The sequence below is a fragment of the Stenotrophomonas sp. YJH_SMC_36 genome, from assembly GCF_059369935.1.
Window position 1 is genome coordinate 1 of the sequence record NZ_JCAFTD010000004.1, and the last position, 14,732, is coordinate 14,732.

At 68.2% G+C, this 14,732-nt stretch carries 12 protein-coding genes; 9 read left to right on the plus strand and 3 right to left on the minus strand.

What is annotated here, in order from left to right; genetic code table 11:
• The 4 genes from AC5P76_RS08660 to AC5P76_RS08675 all read left to right on the plus strand — a co-directional run.
• Positions 1-2,182 (plus strand): Ig-like domain-containing protein (locus AC5P76_RS08660; RefSeq protein ID WP_495222726.1); only part of this gene is annotated, 2,182 nt, incomplete at its 5' end.
• A gap of 86 nt (positions 2,183-2,268) precedes the next feature.
• Positions 2,269-3,456, plus strand: coding sequence for a TolC family protein (locus tag AC5P76_RS08665; RefSeq protein WP_253118587.1), 1,188 nt, complete (start codon positions 2,269-2,271; stop codon positions 3,454-3,456).
• Positions 3,437-5,602: a type I secretion system permease/ATPase gene (locus AC5P76_RS08670; RefSeq protein WP_253118586.1), complete on the plus strand. Its 2,166-nt coding sequence runs from the start codon at positions 3,437-3,439 to the stop codon at positions 5,600-5,602. Before AC5P76_RS08665 ends, AC5P76_RS08670 begins: the two co-directional genes overlap by 20 nt.
• Positions 5,595-6,785, plus strand: coding sequence for a beta-barrel domain-containing protein (locus AC5P76_RS08675; RefSeq protein ID WP_005414746.1), 1,191 nt, complete (start codon positions 5,595-5,597; stop codon positions 6,783-6,785). The genes AC5P76_RS08670 and AC5P76_RS08675 overlap by 8 nt, the downstream gene beginning before the upstream one ends.
• Here AC5P76_RS08675 and AC5P76_RS08680 read toward each other — a convergent pair.
• A complete protein-coding gene (locus AC5P76_RS08680) occupies positions 6,766-7,713 on the minus strand; it encodes a LysR family transcriptional regulator (protein ID WP_180875335.1) in 948 nt (315 codons plus the stop codon). The two genes, AC5P76_RS08675 and AC5P76_RS08680, sit on opposite strands and share 20 nt — an antisense overlap.
• Positions 7,714-7,806: 93 nt before the next feature.
• Here AC5P76_RS08680 and AC5P76_RS08685 point away from each other — a divergent pair, with 93 nt between their 5' ends.
• Positions 7,807-9,000 carry an MFS transporter gene (locus AC5P76_RS08685; protein WP_253118584.1) on the plus strand — a complete coding sequence of 398 codons (1,194 nt, stop codon included), beginning with the start codon at positions 7,807-7,809 and terminating at the stop codon, positions 8,998-9,000.
• Between the two features lie 22 nt (positions 9,001-9,022).
• On the opposite strand, the gene AC5P76_RS08690 is transcribed toward AC5P76_RS08685, so the two are convergent.
• Both AC5P76_RS08690 and AC5P76_RS08695 read right to left on the minus strand, forming a co-directional pair.
• The gene (locus AC5P76_RS08690) at positions 9,023-9,676 is read right to left on the minus strand and encodes a response regulator (protein ID WP_065175264.1); all 654 of its coding nucleotides are present in this window, start codon (positions 9,674-9,676) and stop codon (positions 9,023-9,025) included.
• Positions 9,669-12,698, minus strand: coding sequence for a sensor histidine kinase (locus tag AC5P76_RS08695; protein WP_495222727.1), 3,030 nt, complete (start codon positions 12,696-12,698; stop codon positions 9,669-9,671). Before AC5P76_RS08695 ends, AC5P76_RS08690 begins: the two co-directional genes overlap by 8 nt.
• Before the next feature lie 96 nt (positions 12,699-12,794).
• Here AC5P76_RS08695 and AC5P76_RS08700 point away from each other — a divergent pair, with 96 nt between their 5' ends.
• The 4 genes from AC5P76_RS08700 (at position 12,795) to AC5P76_RS08715 (ending at position 14,697) form a co-directional block, all read left to right on the plus strand.
• Positions 12,795-13,127, plus strand: coding sequence for a hypothetical protein (locus tag AC5P76_RS08700; RefSeq protein WP_253118582.1), 333 nt, complete (start codon positions 12,795-12,797; stop codon positions 13,125-13,127).
• Between the two features lie 78 nt (positions 13,128-13,205).
• Complete coding sequence (locus AC5P76_RS08705; RefSeq protein ID WP_164152522.1) at positions 13,206-13,622, plus strand: helix-turn-helix transcriptional regulator; 417 nt, start codon at positions 13,206-13,208, stop codon at positions 13,620-13,622.
• Positions 13,619-14,275: a hydrolase gene (locus AC5P76_RS08710; protein ID WP_065175260.1), complete on the plus strand. Its 657-nt coding sequence runs from the start codon at positions 13,619-13,621 to the stop codon at positions 14,273-14,275. The genes AC5P76_RS08705 and AC5P76_RS08710 overlap by 4 nt, the downstream gene beginning before the upstream one ends.
• 2 nt (positions 14,276-14,277) lie before the next feature.
• Positions 14,278-14,697, plus strand: coding sequence for a DoxX family protein (locus AC5P76_RS08715; RefSeq protein ID WP_065182957.1), 420 nt, complete (start codon positions 14,278-14,280; stop codon positions 14,695-14,697).
• Positions 14,698-14,732 lie beyond the last annotated feature (35 nt).

Genomic DNA, 14,732 nt, shown 5'->3' on the forward strand with positions numbered 1-14,732 from the left:
GAGCAATGGCAGCGTCATCAGCGGTACGGCTGAAGCCGGCGCCACGGTGATCCTCACCGATGGCAATGGCGATCCGATCGGGCAAGCTATCGCCGATGGCAGTGGCAACTGGAGCTTCACCCCTGGAGCGCCGCTGCCCGACGGCACCGTGATCAACGCGGTGGCACAGGATCCCGCAGGCAATAGCAGCGGCCCGGCCACCACCACGGTGGATGCGGTGGCGCCGCCGGCCCCGGTGATCGATCCGAGCAACGGCAGCGTCATCACTGGCACCGCTGAAGCCGGTGCAACAGTGATCCTGACCGATGGCAACGGCGATCCCATCGGCGAAACCACCGCCGATGGCAGCGGCAACTGGAGCTTCACTCCTGGAGCGCCGCTGCCCGATGGCACCGTGATCAACGCGGTGGCCCAGGATGCGGCGGGCAACAACAGCGGCCCGGCCACCACCACGGTGGACGCCGTGGCGCCGCCGGCGCCGCTGCTCAGCGTGAGTGCTGACGGTACGCTGCTGAGCGGCACGGCCGAGCCCAACAGCCAGGTCCGGATTGTGGTCAATGGAGACACCGCGAATCCGATCACCGTCAATGTGGATGGCAGCGGCAACTTCAGCCTGCCGTTCGCACCACCGTTGATTGCCGGCGAGCTGATCTCTGCGGTCGCGATCGATCTGGCGGGCAATACCAGCGGTCCGGCGACGATCAATGCCCCCGATCTTGCGCCACCGGACATCAGCGTGCCGGAGGCCGCCGACATGTGGATCAATGCTGCGGAAATCGGCGACGGCATCCAGGTCGACGTGACCGTTCGCCCGACGATGCAGGTCGGGCAGGTCATCACCGTCAGGTTCGCGGGCCAGAACGGCTACGAGGCCGATGTCAGCCACACCCTGACCGCTGCGGACATCGCGGCCGGTTCGGTGACCGTGACCTTGACGCCGCCCGCTGGCATGGGGCCGTTCCCGGAAGGCGCATCGACCATCACCGCCGAAGTCGCCGGTGGCACCGCATCGGCGCCGGAAGCCTTCACCATCGATACGGTTCCACCCGCAACCCCGGTGCTGTCGCTGGTCGGCAATCTGCTGACCATTTCCGCCGAACCCGGCACCGAATTGACGGTCACGCTGACGGTAGGAGGTGTGACGGCCACGGCGACGGTCACCGCCGACAACAGTGGCCTGGCGTCGCTGAACCTGCTCACCGATCTGGATATCGACTTCACCTGGGACCAGCTGCTCAACGCACAGGTGTCGGTCGTGGGCAGTGATCCGGCTGGCAATCCGAGCAACGTGGCCAGCATCGGCATCGGCACCAGCATCGAACAGCCGGTCACCATCGGCAACTTCGGGGTGGACGTCAGCCTCAATCCTCTCAGTCCGCGCTTTGGCTTCAGTGGCACCACCGAGCCGGATTCGAGCGTTGTGATCCGGGTGATCACGCCCGCGCTGAACGTCGAGCTGCTGCCGATCCAGGCCGATTCCTCCGGCAACTTCTCGCTGAACCTGCTCAGTCCGACCATCCTCAGCCAGCTCGGGTTGAACATCACCGATATCCTCAACCTTGGGTCGCAGATATCCTTCAATCTGGTATCTACCGATTCCAACGGCAACGACAGCGCTGCCTACGGCGTCACGCTGAGTCCGAACGGCCTGTCGTTGAACATCGGTCAGATCGATGTCAACGGTACATCCGGGAATGACGTACTGTCCGGCGCCAACGGCAGTTCCGAGCACATCAACGGCGGCGATGGCAGCGATCTGATCTTCAACGTCGGCAGCGGCGATCACGTGGTCGCCGGCAACGGCGACGACGCGATCCAGATCACCGCCACCAACTTCGTCAGCATCGATGGAGGGGCTGGATTCGACACCCTGATCCTGGCCAATGGCATCGACCTGGACTACAACTCGGCCGGTGTGGGCACGCTCAGCAACATCGAGCGCATCGATCTGGGCACGGGAGATTCGGGCAGCGTGCTCACCCTCACTGCGGCGGAAGTGGCGGCGATCACCGATGGCAACGACACGCTGCAGATCACCGGCGAGAGCAACGATGTGCTGAACGTCATCGGTGCGGTCAACACCGGAACCACCCAGTTGATCAATGGTGTGACCTACGACGTGTACACCTTTGGCAGCACCACGCTGCTGGTGGAGGACAACTCGGTGCAGGTGGTGGCCTGATGCCGCAACGGCGGAGCCGAAGGCGGTGGGCAGGAGGAGCGTTCGCGCTCCTCCTGCTGTGCGGCCTGCCGGCGGGGGCCAGTGCGATGAGTGTGGGGCAGGCTGTGCAGACCGGACTGGCGATCCATCCCCGGGTGCGTGCGGCGCTGAGCGAAGCGGAACGGGCAGGCACCGACGTGAAAATCGCACGGGGGGGCTACTTTCCCGCACTGCAGATCTCCGGCGGACCGCAGGCCGGACACATGTCCGAGATGGTGTACGACGTCACGCTGTCGCAGATGCTGTTCGACTGGGGCCGGACGCGCAGCCAGGTCGAGGCCGCCAGTGCGACCCAGCGCCGCTATCTGGCAGCGCTGGAGGTCGCCCGGGACGACGCAGCGCTGGATATCATCGAGACCTACCTGGACGTGCTGGTCGCCCGCGAAAGAGTGGTGGCCGTGCGTGACTTCCTGCAGCGGATCGAGGGCGTCCGCGGCATGGCCCGCGACCGCAGCGGCAGCGGCTACGCCGACCGCACCGAGCTGGATCGCGCGCAGCTGGAGTTCGCGCGCGGCCAGGACCAGCTGGCGTTCGAGGAAGGCGCGTTGCGCGATGCCAACAACCAGCTGGCCCTGCTGCTGGGCCGCGATCCTGGCCCGCTGCAGGCGCCGGACCTGCCTGCCGGACAGCGGGCGTGGCAGCGTGACGGCCTGGATGCAGCAATCGAGGCCGCGCCGCTGCTGCGGGAATCGCGCGAGGATGCCGCGGCAGCCGAGGCGGAGCTGGCCGAATCGCGCGCGGCATTGAAGCCACAGCTCAACGTGGAGGCATCGGCGCTGCGCCGCGAGATCGGCGGCCAGATGGAGAACGATTCGGTGGTTTCGCTGCGCCTGCGCATGGATGTCCTGCGCGGCTTCAGCAATTTCCAGCGGCCGGCGGCGGCCCGGCAGCGACTGGAGGCGGCGCAGTGGAGTGCCGACGCCACCCGCCGTGATCTGCGGCGCAAGATGCGCACCTTGTTCGACAACGCCGATGCGCTGGTACTGCGTGAGCAGGCGCTGCAGCAACAGGTGGAGGAGTCCACGCACGTCGGCGGCCTGTATCACGACCAGTTCCAGGTCGGACGCCGCGACATCATCGATCTGCTCAGCGTGCAGCGCGAGCGGATGGAGGCCGAACGCCAGCTGGCAACTCTGCGCATGGAGCGGGTCCGTATCGATTATCGCGCTGCCGCCCAGATCGGGCAGCTGGGTGAGTTGCTTGGAGGGAGGACGCATGCAGACGCCGCGCATTGAATCGACTACCACCGGCAGCGGCAACACGCCGCGCGACCCGCTGCAGGATGGCCTGCTGCTGCTGTGCGAGCGGCTGGGCCGGCCACTGGGTGCTGCCGAGCTGGTTGACGGCATTGCTCTGGAGCAGGGGCGGCTGCCATTGCAGCGGGTGCCACGCGCGCTGCGGCGGGCGGACCTGAACGCGCGCGTGGAGGCCTTCGAGCTGACCGACATCGACGCCTATCTGCTGCCGGTCCTGCTGCTGCTGAACAATGGGAACACGCTGTTGTTGACGGCGATCAGCGATGACCAGGCGCAGGTGGAGGTGCCACAGGCCGAGGGTGGCACACAGGCCATGCCGCTGCAGGCACTGCAGGCGCTGTACAGTGGTACGGCAGTGTTCGCCAAACCGCGCTTCCGCTCGGATGGCCGGGTCGGCGATTTCGCCGCGGGCCGGGGCGAGCACTGGTTCTACGGGCCACTGCGTCAGCTGTGGCGCTCCTATGTCGAGGTGGGGGCCGCCGCATTCGTGGCCAACCTGCTGGCCATCGCGACGGCGATCTTCGCCATGCAGATCTATGACCGGGTGGTGCCGGTGGCAGCGTTCGACACGCTGTGGGTGCTGGCCAGTGGCGTTGCCCTGGCGGTCATCATCGAAGGGGTGCTGCGCGTCCTGCGCGGGCAGCTGCTGCATGTGCTCGGCAAGCGCATGGACCTGCAGCTGGGAACGCTGCTGTTCGCCCGCGTGCTCGGTACCCGGACCAACGCCAAGCCGGCGTCGATGGGGGCATTCAGTACGCAGGTGCGCGAGTTTGAGGGCGTGCGTGATTTCTTCACCTCGTCCACCGCTGCGCTGCTCAGCGACCTGCCGTTCGTGTTCGTGTTCCTGCTGCTGATCGCGCTGATCGGTGGGCATGTGGTCTGGGTGCCGATGGTGGCCTGTGTCCTGATGGTGCTGCCGGGCGTGCTCGCGCAGCGCCGGCTGGGTGAGCTGTCGCGGCAGAATCTGCGCGAAGGGGCGATGAAGAACAGCGTGCTGCTGGAGGCCTTTGAACACCTGGAATCAGTAAAGGCCACGCGTGCCGAAGGCCGCAGCCTGAAGCACTGGGAAAGCCTGACGGCGCAGCTGGCGGGAACGGCATTGAAGACAAGTACGCTCACCGCCAGCCTCAGCCATGGCGCGGCCGTGGTGCAGCAGCTTGCGTATGTGGGTGTGGTCGCCTTCGGTGTCTACCGCATCAATGACGGTGCGATGACCGTGGGCGCACTGGTGGCGTGCTCGATCCTGTCATCGCGGGCGATCGCGCCGCTGGCGCAGGTTGCGGCGGTGCTGGGGCGCTGGCAGCACACCCGCGTCGCCATGGAGGGGCTGGACCAGTTGATGGGCGCCGAGCAGGAGCGCCCACAGGGTGCCCGCTTCGTGCACCGGCCGCGCCTGCAGGGTGCCTACCAGCTGCACGATGTCCGCCTGGCGCTGGGCGAAGGGCCGTGGGTGGTCGACGTGCATGCGCTGTCCATCGCACCTGGGCAGCGGGTGGCGCTGCTGGGCGGCAACGGTGCGGGCAAGTCCAGCCTGCTGCGCGTGCTGTCCGGACTGGTGACGCCGCAGCAGGGACGCCTGTTGCTGGACGACGTGGCGCTGGCACAGATCGATCCCGGTGACCGTGCACGCAACATTGGTTATCTGCCGCAGGACGTGGCGCTGTTCCATGGCAGCCTGCGCGACAACCTCAATCTGGAAGGTGCCGCCTGGCGGGATGATGAGCTGCTGGAGGCGCTGGATGCGGTGGGCATGGGGCCTTTCGTGCGCGGCAATCCGTTGGGGCTGGACCAGCTGGTGATGGGCAACGGCAGCCTGTCCGGTGGCCAGCGCCAGGCCATCGGCCTGGCCCGGGTGATCCTGCAGGATCCGCCTGTCGTGCTGCTGGATGAGCCCACCGCCGCCTTCGACCAGCAGAGCGAGACCCATGTCATCCAGTTCCTGCAGCGTTGGCTCGGCCAGCGCACGCTGGTACTGACCACCCACAAGCGCAGCATGCTGGCCCTCGTCGAGCGTGCCGTGGTGATGCGCAACGGCAGGATCATCATGGACGGCCCATTGGAGCAGGTGGTGCAGGGCAACCAGGTGCAGCCGATCGCCGCGGTCGCAGGAGGACATCATGGTTGAGCGGCAGAAGCGTTCGCAGCGACTGCGGCGCGAGCTTGCGGATCCACTGCTGGCGTCCACGCATCCCGTGTACCGACCGCTGTTGTGGGTGCTGCTGGCGACGGTGGCCATCGCCGTGGGCTGGGCCGCGCTTGCGCAGCTGGACCAGGTGACCCGTGGCGAGGGCAGGGTGGTGCCGTACAGCCGCATGCAGAAGATCCAGAGCCTGGAAGGCGGCATCCTCGATCGCCTGCTGGTGAAGGAGGGAGACCTGGTCGAAGTGGGCCAGCCGCTGGTGCGGCTGGAGGAAACCCACTTCCGCACCAACTACGAGGAATCGGCCAACCAGTCGCAGGTGCTGCGGGCCGCAATCGCGCGACTGGATGCGGAGGTGCTGGGCAAAGGTGCCATCGAGTTCCCGGACGACATTCCAGCCGGGAGCGCGCTGGCACGTTCGGAGCGGGAGCTGTACCAGTCCCGCCGTGCGACATTGCAGCAGAGTTCGGCAGCCATCGGCCAGCAGCTGTCGATCGCGCGCGACCAACTGCGGATCGTGCGGCCGCTGGTCGCGCGCAACGCCGTCAGCCAGATGGAAGAGTTGAAGCTGACCCAGGAAATCGCCACGTTGACCGGCAAGCTCAGCGAGTTGCGCAACACCTATTTCCAGGAAGCCTATACCGAACGCTCCAAGCTGAAGGCGGAGTTGTCCGCACTGGAGCCGATCGTTCACCAGCGGCAGGACCAGCTGCGGCGCACCGAGATCCTGTCGCCCGTGCGTGGGCGGGTCAACACGGTGCTGATCAATACCCGCGGTGGCGTGATTCCTCCCGGCGAGCCGATCATGGAGGTGATTCCGGTGGAGGAACGGCTGCTGGTGGAAGCCCGCGTCAAGCCGCGCGACGTCGCGTTCCTGGTGCCGGGCATGCCGGCCAAGGTCAAGATCACCGCCTATGACTACACCATCTACGGCGAACTCAGCGGCACCGTCGAGCAGATCAGTGCCGATACCATCGAGGAGGATACGCCGCGGGGCAAGGAATCGTTCTACCAGGTGCTGATCCGCACCGATGGCAGCCAACTGCGGCGGCACGGCGAGGCCCTGCCGATCATTCCCGGCATGGTGGCGGATGTGGACATCCTGACCGGCAAGCGCAGCGTCCTGAACTACCTGCTCCGACCGTTGATCAAGGCGCGGTTGAACTGAGACCGGGAGTCGGCCGCATGCCATGCAGCTGCGGCAGGGCGGCCTTCATCGCATCGATGAAGGCGCGCAGCCGCGCCGGCTGCTGGCGCGCGGCAGGAAACACCACATGGACCGGCAGGGGCGGCGCTTCCCAGCCCGGCAACAACTGGACCAGGCGGCCGTGCGCCAGATCCTCGGCGACCAGCCAGGCCGATACCACCGCCGCACCCAGGCCCGCACGCGCCGCCTGCTGGACCACGAACAGGTTGTCACTGAGCAGGCGCGGCGTGATCGACAGTGTGTGCGGACGCCCGCGTGCGTCGTACAGCAGCAGGCGTTCGCGGTAGTAGGTGACGAGGGAGATCCAGGGCAATGCCTGCGCCTGTGCAGCGGTGGTCACCGCATCGGGATCGACCAGCGAAGGCGCGGCGACCACGATGCGTGGGACTTCGGCCAGCGGCAGCGCGACCATGCGTGGCTCGTCCACCGGGCCGACCCGCACCGCACAGTCGACGCCCTCGGCAATGAAGTCCGGGCGCCGGTCTTCGAGGATCCACTCCAGGCTCAACTGTGGATGCCGGGCGAGGAAGGCGAGCATGGTCGGCAGCAGCTGTGCCTGTCCAAACGCATGCGGCACCATCACACGCAGGCGCCCACGCAGCACGTCGGGTTGTCCCTGCAGTTCGGCCTGGAGCGTTTCCCATTCCTCCACCACCCGCTGCGCGTGCCGCTGGCAGCGCATGCCCTCCTCGGTCAGCTGCAGACCATGCGTGGACCGGTGCAGCAGTCGCAGGCCCAGTTGCCGTTCCAGTGCCTGCAGGCGGCGGCTCACGGTGGGCTGGGTGGTACCCAGCTGCGCGGCGGCGGCAGACAGGCTGCCGGCGTCGACGATGCGCAGGAAGGTGCGCAGCAGGTCGAGCCGGTCGGCGCCCGGGGCCATGTCCATCATACGCACCATGTATGAAAAGTATTCATTTGATCCTACTACAGACGTGAGGCGAATAGGCGCAGGCTACCTCCCGTTCCCTGACTGGAGTTGCTGATGTCCACCCCCACGCTTTCCGTGACCGCCCCGCCGGTCGTGGCTCCTTCCACCTCCCTGGTACTGGCGATGGCGGCCGGTGCCGGGTTTTCGGTGGCATCGCTCTATTACAGCCAGCCGATGCTGGGACTGATCGCCCAGGACCTGTCCGCGGGCGAGCGCGCGGCAGGTCTGGTGCCGACCCTGACCCAGCTCGGCTATGCGCTGGGCATCCTGCTGCTGGCGCCCTTGGGGGATCGTTTCGACCGCCGGTCGCTGATCCTGCTGAAGTCCGCGCTGCTGTCGGTTGCACTCGCCGCAGCGGCCGGGGCGGGGCACCTGCCGGGCCTGCTGATGGCCAGCCTGCTGGTCGGGTTGATGGCAACGCTGGCCCAGGACATCGTGCCTGCCGCTGCGGCGCTGGCTCCGGATGCGCAACGCGGGCAGGTGGTCGGACGGGTGATGACCGGTCTGCTGCTGGGCATCCTGCTGTCGCGCGTGGTCAGCGGGATGGTGGCCGAGGCCTGGGGCTGGCGCACCCAGTTCGTGCTGGCGGCCGTGTCCGTGGCGGCGATGGGGGTGGTGATGGCGCGTGCACTGCCCCGCTTCGCATCCACCAGCACCCTGCGCTATCCGGCGCTGCTGGGCTCGTTGCTGTCGCTGTGGCGGGAGCAGCCGCAGCTGCGCCGGGCGGTGGCGAGCCAGTCGTTGCTGGCGGTGGGTTTCAGCGCGTTCTGGTCAACCCTGGCGCTGATGCTGCATGCGCGTCTGGGACTGGGCAGTGCTGCCGCCGGCGCCTTCGGTATTGCCGGTGCGGCGGGCGCGCTGGCGGCGCCGTTCGCCGGTCGCTTCGCCGACAGGCTGGGCAGCCCCGCAGTGGCACGCTTGGCGATCATGGTGGCATTGCTTGGCTTTGCACTGCTGCTCGCCGAATCGTGGCTGCCCGCAGCGGCACTGCTGCCGCTGCTGGTGGCCAGCGCACTGCTGTTCGATTTCGGCTTCCAGTCGGCTTTGGTGGCCCACCAGACACTGGTGTATGGCCTGGCGCCCGCCGCACGCAGCCGTCTCAATGCAGTGCTGTTCACCGGCATGTTCATCGGCATGGCGGCCGGAGGCGCACTTGGCAGCCTGGCATTGGCGCAGTGGGGGTGGCATGGGGTGGCATGGCTGGCGACGCTCTGTGCCGGTGGCAGCCTGCTGATCCGCCTGCGCTGAGCGCTGCGCGCGCAGCCGCGCGTCAATCGTGGCCGCTGTCGTCCAGGCTGATGATGCCGCGGCGCAGGGCCTGTGTGACCGCATGGGTGCGGTCGCCGACGCCCAGCTTGTCCATCAGGCTCTTCATGTGCGCTTTCACCGTCTGCTCCGAGATCTGCATGCGTTCGCCGATGCGCTTGTTCGAGAGTCCGCCGGCAACATGCCGCAGCACCTCGGTTTCGCGCGGCGACAGCCGGTCCTCCACCACGTGCGCGGCGATGCTGGCGGCCACCGCGGGTGGAATAGGCGCACGGCGACCACCGGCCACCATGCGGATGGTATCGATCAGTTCATGGCGCAGCATGTCCTTGAGCAGGTAGGCGCTGGCACCGGCCTGCAGGGCGCGCACCGCGCGCACGTCGCCGCGGTAGGTGGTCAGCACGATGATGCGGGCACGCGGGTCGAGCGCGCGGATCCGCATGATGGCCTCGACACCGTCCAGCCGGGGCATCTGCAGGTCCATCAGCACCACGTCCGGTTGCAGATGCTGGTACTGCGCGATGGCTTCTTCACCGTCGGCAGCTTCGCCCAGCAGCCGCAGGTCCGGCTGGGCGCCGAGCAGGGCCGCCAGGCCGTCGCGCAGCAGCGGGTGGTCATCGACCACCAGCACGCCGATGGGAGGGGAGAGCTCAGTCATGGTCAGGTCTGCTCCAGGGCCAGCGCCAGCGCGACGGCCTTCGGTGATAGAGGCGGCGCGCGGGGACCGACAGCGCCACTTCAGTGCCCAGGCCGGGCCGCGTCCACAGCTTCAGCGCCGCGCCCAGCCGCTGCGCGCGCTCGCGCATGCCCTGCAGCCCCCAGTGGCCGGCACCGGCATGGTCGTCGGCAATGCCAACGCCGTCATCGCGGACATGCAGCAGGAAGCAGCGGGCACCGTAGGACAGCTCGACCTCGATGGCGCTGGCGTGCGCATGCCGCAATGCATTGCGGATCGCCTCGCGGCCGATCAGGAACACCTCCTCGGCAGCATCCGGCTGCAGGCGGGGCGGGGTGCCTTCCACGGTCAGGCGCAGTGGGTTGGTGCCCTGGCCGGCGTACTCAGCGTGCACATCGGCCAGGGCCGAGGCCAGATCACGACCCGCGAAGGGACCGTCGCGCAGGGCGTTGACCCGTTCGCGGCCCTCGGCCAGATTGCGTTCGGCCAGCTGCATCGCCGATTCCAGCTGGCTGCGCACGGTTTCCGGTGTCTGTGGTGACTGGCTGATCGCGTGCAGGCGCAGGATCAGGCCCTGGCTGCCCTGCAGCAGCGTGTCATGCAGGTCACGGGCGATGCGCTCGCGTTCGCCGTTGCGCTCCTGCAGCCGGGCCCGGAACAGCGCGGCCAGCTGTCCGCTGCGGATCCGTACGGCCATCACCAGCACCGCCAGCACCAGCAGCGCGCACAGCAGCTTGAACCAGACCGTCTGCATGAAGGTCGGTGCGATGCGGAAGCTGCGATGCGCCGGCACCCGGCTCCAGATGCCGTCTTCGTTGGCGGCCTCCACCTCGAAGCGGTAGCTGCCGGGGGCCAGGTTGGTGTAGTAGGCGCGGGTGCTGCTGCCGGCGTCCTGCCAGTCCTCGTCGACACCCGACAGTCGATAGCGGTAGCGGTTGCGTTCGGGCCGGGCCAGTGAAAGGGCCACGTAGTCGATCTGCAGCTGGGTGGTACCAGCGGGCAGGCGCATATTGTCACGCAGTGGTTCGTGCACGTTGCCGTACAGCACATCGCCGATGCGGACGCTCGGCGCCATGCTGTTGACGTGCGCGTGGGTCGTGTCCAGCCATGCCAGGCCCTGGTTGGTGGCCAGCCAGAGCAGCCCGTCACCGGCCAGCACCGCCGTGGAGATCGGACCGCTCTGCAGGGCGACGCCCGGCATGCCGTCCACGGCATCGAACAGGCGCGGCGTCACCGGCAGGCCGGCGCGCAGCGCGTGCCGCAGATGCGCGCTGTCCAGACGCACCAGGCCGCGGCTGCCGTTGAGCCAGAGCCGGCCCTGTGCATCGGCCACCATGCCGGTGATGCCTTCGAGCACGCCCGCAAGGTCGGTGCGTACCGGCATGAAACGTCCGCCGCCCAGGCGTGCGGCCAGGCCCGATTCGCCGGCGACCAGCAACAGATCGCGCTGCTGCAGCAGGGCAGTCACCGGCCCCACTGACAGCCCCTGCGCGGCACCGAAGGTCTCGATCGTGCTATCACCCAGATGGCGCAGGCGTCCATCGGCATACCCCAGCAGCAGCTGGCCGTTGTGGTCCATTGCCAGGGAGGAACAGGCCTGCTCGGGCAGGCGCGGTTCGCGCTGCCAACGGCCCTGCGCGTAATGCAGCACGCCGCGCTCGCCGGTACAGACCCAGGCCTGCTCGTCATCGGGAAACAGCAGCGCGTGCAGTGGCTGGCCGGTGAACGGCGCCGGCAGTGCGATCCGTGCGGTCCGGCCGTTACGCGTGCGCGCGAGATTGACCCAGTCGAATTGCCAGATCGGCGTCGGCGCGCCGCGTGCAGCGGCTTTCAGTTGCGCGCCACTGCCGTCGAGCAGCTCCCGGCGCAGGTCATAAGGTGCCAGATCCTCGCCGTAGCCATACACGCGGCCATCGCTGGCACGGACCAGCGAGCGATACGGATCGGCAGGACCGGCCGACAGCGTTTTCACGCTGCGCGCGCGGAAGCGGTTGAGGCCGAGATTGGTGCCGACCCAGATATTGCCTTCGCGGTCGGCCATGATCGGCACGGCCGACGTTGCGGTCAGGCCATCCGGTGAATCGAAACGTTCCATGCGCACGGCGCGCCTGCCATCGAACGTGACCCTGGCGACCCCACCGTGCGGGCTCATCGTCGCCCACAGCGCGCCATCAGCGGTGAACTGCAGCCGCGCAGCGACCAGCTCCGGCAGGCGGCGTGCTTCGCGCTCGTGCTGTGGCAGCACACCCTCCGCGTTGGCCAGCGGCGAGGTGCCGCGCACGCGGTCGGCCAGCCACACCTCACCCAGCGGGCTCTCCACCAACGTGGCCATCTGCGAGACAGCGATGCCGGTGTCCTCGAAGCGGACGGCACCCGGCGCGCGTTTCCAGATCTTCAGGTCGGCCAGCACCCAGAAGGTATTGCGGCTGTCCTGCAGGACCCACTGCACGCGCCGCTCGGGCAGGCCTGCGCTGGCCGGTGGCGGCCGCCAGCGCTTGCCGTCGAACCAGCGCAGCCCGCCGTTGATGGCGGCCCAGCGGCGTCCGTGCTGGTCGCGGCTGAAGCGCGGCACCACGCCGACCGGAACCCCTTCCGCGCGCCCGAAGTTGCGCAGCTGGCCATTGGCGAACTGGCTGATGCCCGCCTGGAAATAGCCGATCCACAGCGCATCGCCATCGCCGGGCACCAGGGTGACCATGTTGGTGGAGGGAAATCGGCTGCCGGGCGGTGCGGGCTGCCGCTCGAAGCGACGCCCGTCGAAGCGGTACAGCCCGGAGCCGGTGGCCAGCCAGAGCAGGCCGTCGCGATCCTGGGCGATGTCCCAGATATCGCCGGGTGCGCCCTGTCCCACCCGCCAGGCGGTGTGCTCGTAGCCGGGCAGCCCGCTGCTCACTGCCGGGCGCTGCACGGCGTGGGCGGGCAGGGCGATGCACAGCAGCAGGCACATCAGCAACGCCGTCAGGCGACGCAGGGAAGGGAAGGGGCAGCCATGCATGCAGCGCATTCTCGCAGGTGCGGGGCAGGGCGGGGTGACCCGAACGGGGTAGGCGCCTGCCGCGGCACTCGGCTATCACGCCGGCATGGACCACAGAGACTCTCCATGCAGCGCCTGTTCGTGATGTTTCCTGACCGCGGTCCCGGCGCCGGCCTGTTGTGGCTGCGGCTGTGCGTGGTCGCAGCGCTGTGCGTGCGCCCGTCCGACGCGGGCTGGCTGACGGCTGCCTGCCTGATGGTCGCCCTGTCGCTGCTGCTGGGGGTGCTGACGCCGCTGTCTGCGCTGCTGGCCGTGCCGTGCCTGTTCTGGCAGTCCGTGCCGTGGGCCCTGGCGTTGCTGCCGTTGGCCCTGCTGGCACTTGGGCCGGGTGCCTACTCGCTGGACGCGCGGCTGTTCGGACGACGTGTGCTGGAGCGACGGTCTCCCCCATTCGGGTAGGTGCTGCCCTCGTCCGTCGGGGGTAGGGCATCGTGCCGGCGCCCCGCACCATGGGGCACCCCGTCGTGGCACCCCTCCATGGCTACCGTATCCAGCCCTGTTCCGACCGTCGCGGCGCTGCCGCCCCGGCAGGCTGCCGCTCTGCAGCGTGCGCTGCATTACATCGATGAACACCTGTCACAGCCGATGCGGGTCACCGAGCTGGCTGACGCGGCCTGCGTGAGCCGCTTCCATCTGGTGCGGCTGTTCCGCACCGGAACCGGCGCGAGCCCACTGCGCTACGTGCGCCGCCGCCGTATCGAGCGTGCCCGTCAGCTGCTGCCCGTCGTGCAACTGCCGATGTCCTGCCTGGCGCAGCAGCTGGGCTTCTTCGACCAGAGCCATTTCGTCCGCAGCTTCCGCGCGGAGACCGGCTGCAGCCCCGGCCAGTACCTGGCTGGAGATGCAGCCCTGTCCCTTCCCCCTGCCCTTGTTCGCAACGGAGTCCATCCATGAGCCTCGCTACCGCAATTCCTGCCAAAGGCCTGCTATCGCCCACCGATCACGCACTGGTCCTGATCGATTTCCAGTCGCAGATGGCATTTGCAACCCACACGATCGACATCTCGGCGCTGCGCAACAACGTCGCGCTGATCAGCAAGGGCGCGCAGGGTTTCAATGTGCCCGTGGTGCTGACCACGGTCGCGGAGACCTCGTTCTCCGGCCCGATGTTTCCGGAGCTGCCGGTGATCTTCCCCGGGCAGAAGGTGTTCGATCGCACCTCCATGAACACCTGGGAAGACCAGCCGGTGATCGATGAGATCAATCGCATCGGCAGGCGTCGCCTCGTAATGGCCGGGCTGTGGACCAGCGTGTGCATCGTGGGGCCTGCGCTGTCAGCGCTGGAGCAGGGTTTCCAGGTGTACGTGATCACCGACGCCTGCGGCGATGTCAGCGTGGAAGCACATGAGCGGGCGATCGCCCGCATGGTGCAGGCCGGTGCGGTGCCGATGACCAGCGTGCAGTACCTGCTGGAGCTGCAGCGCGACTGGGCGCGCGGCGAGACCTATGGCCTGACCACCGGAATCGCCCGTGATCATGCGGGCGGTTACGGCATCGGCATCCAGTACGCCAAGACCATGTTCGGCGCCCAGGAAGGCGGGCACTGACCATGGATCCGGGGCTCGACCTGGCGCTGCTGATCCTGCGCGTGGCGGCGGGCGGCTTCCTGCTGCCCCACGCGCTGGGCAAGCTGTTCGGCTGGTTCGGTGGCCCTGGCCTGAGCGGTTTCGCGGCCGAACTGCGTGGCTTCGGCCTGCCGTCGGCGGCGCCTCTGCCATTGCTGCTGGCCGGGCTGCAGGTGCTGTCCGGAATGGCCGTACTGCTGGGCTGGCAGACACGCATCGCTGCGCTGGCCGCAGCGGCGTTCATCGGCTTCACCGTGCTGCTGGCCGTGCCCAAGGGCTGGTTCTGGATGCGCGCCGGCGCCGAGTACCCCCTGATGTGGACCCTCGTCCTGCTGGCCATCGCGCTGGCCGGGCCGGGAGCCTGGGCGCTGGACAGCCCCGTATTTCCCGGAGACATCGCATGAACCATGAGCCACTCGATCCCGGCCGCCGCAGCGTC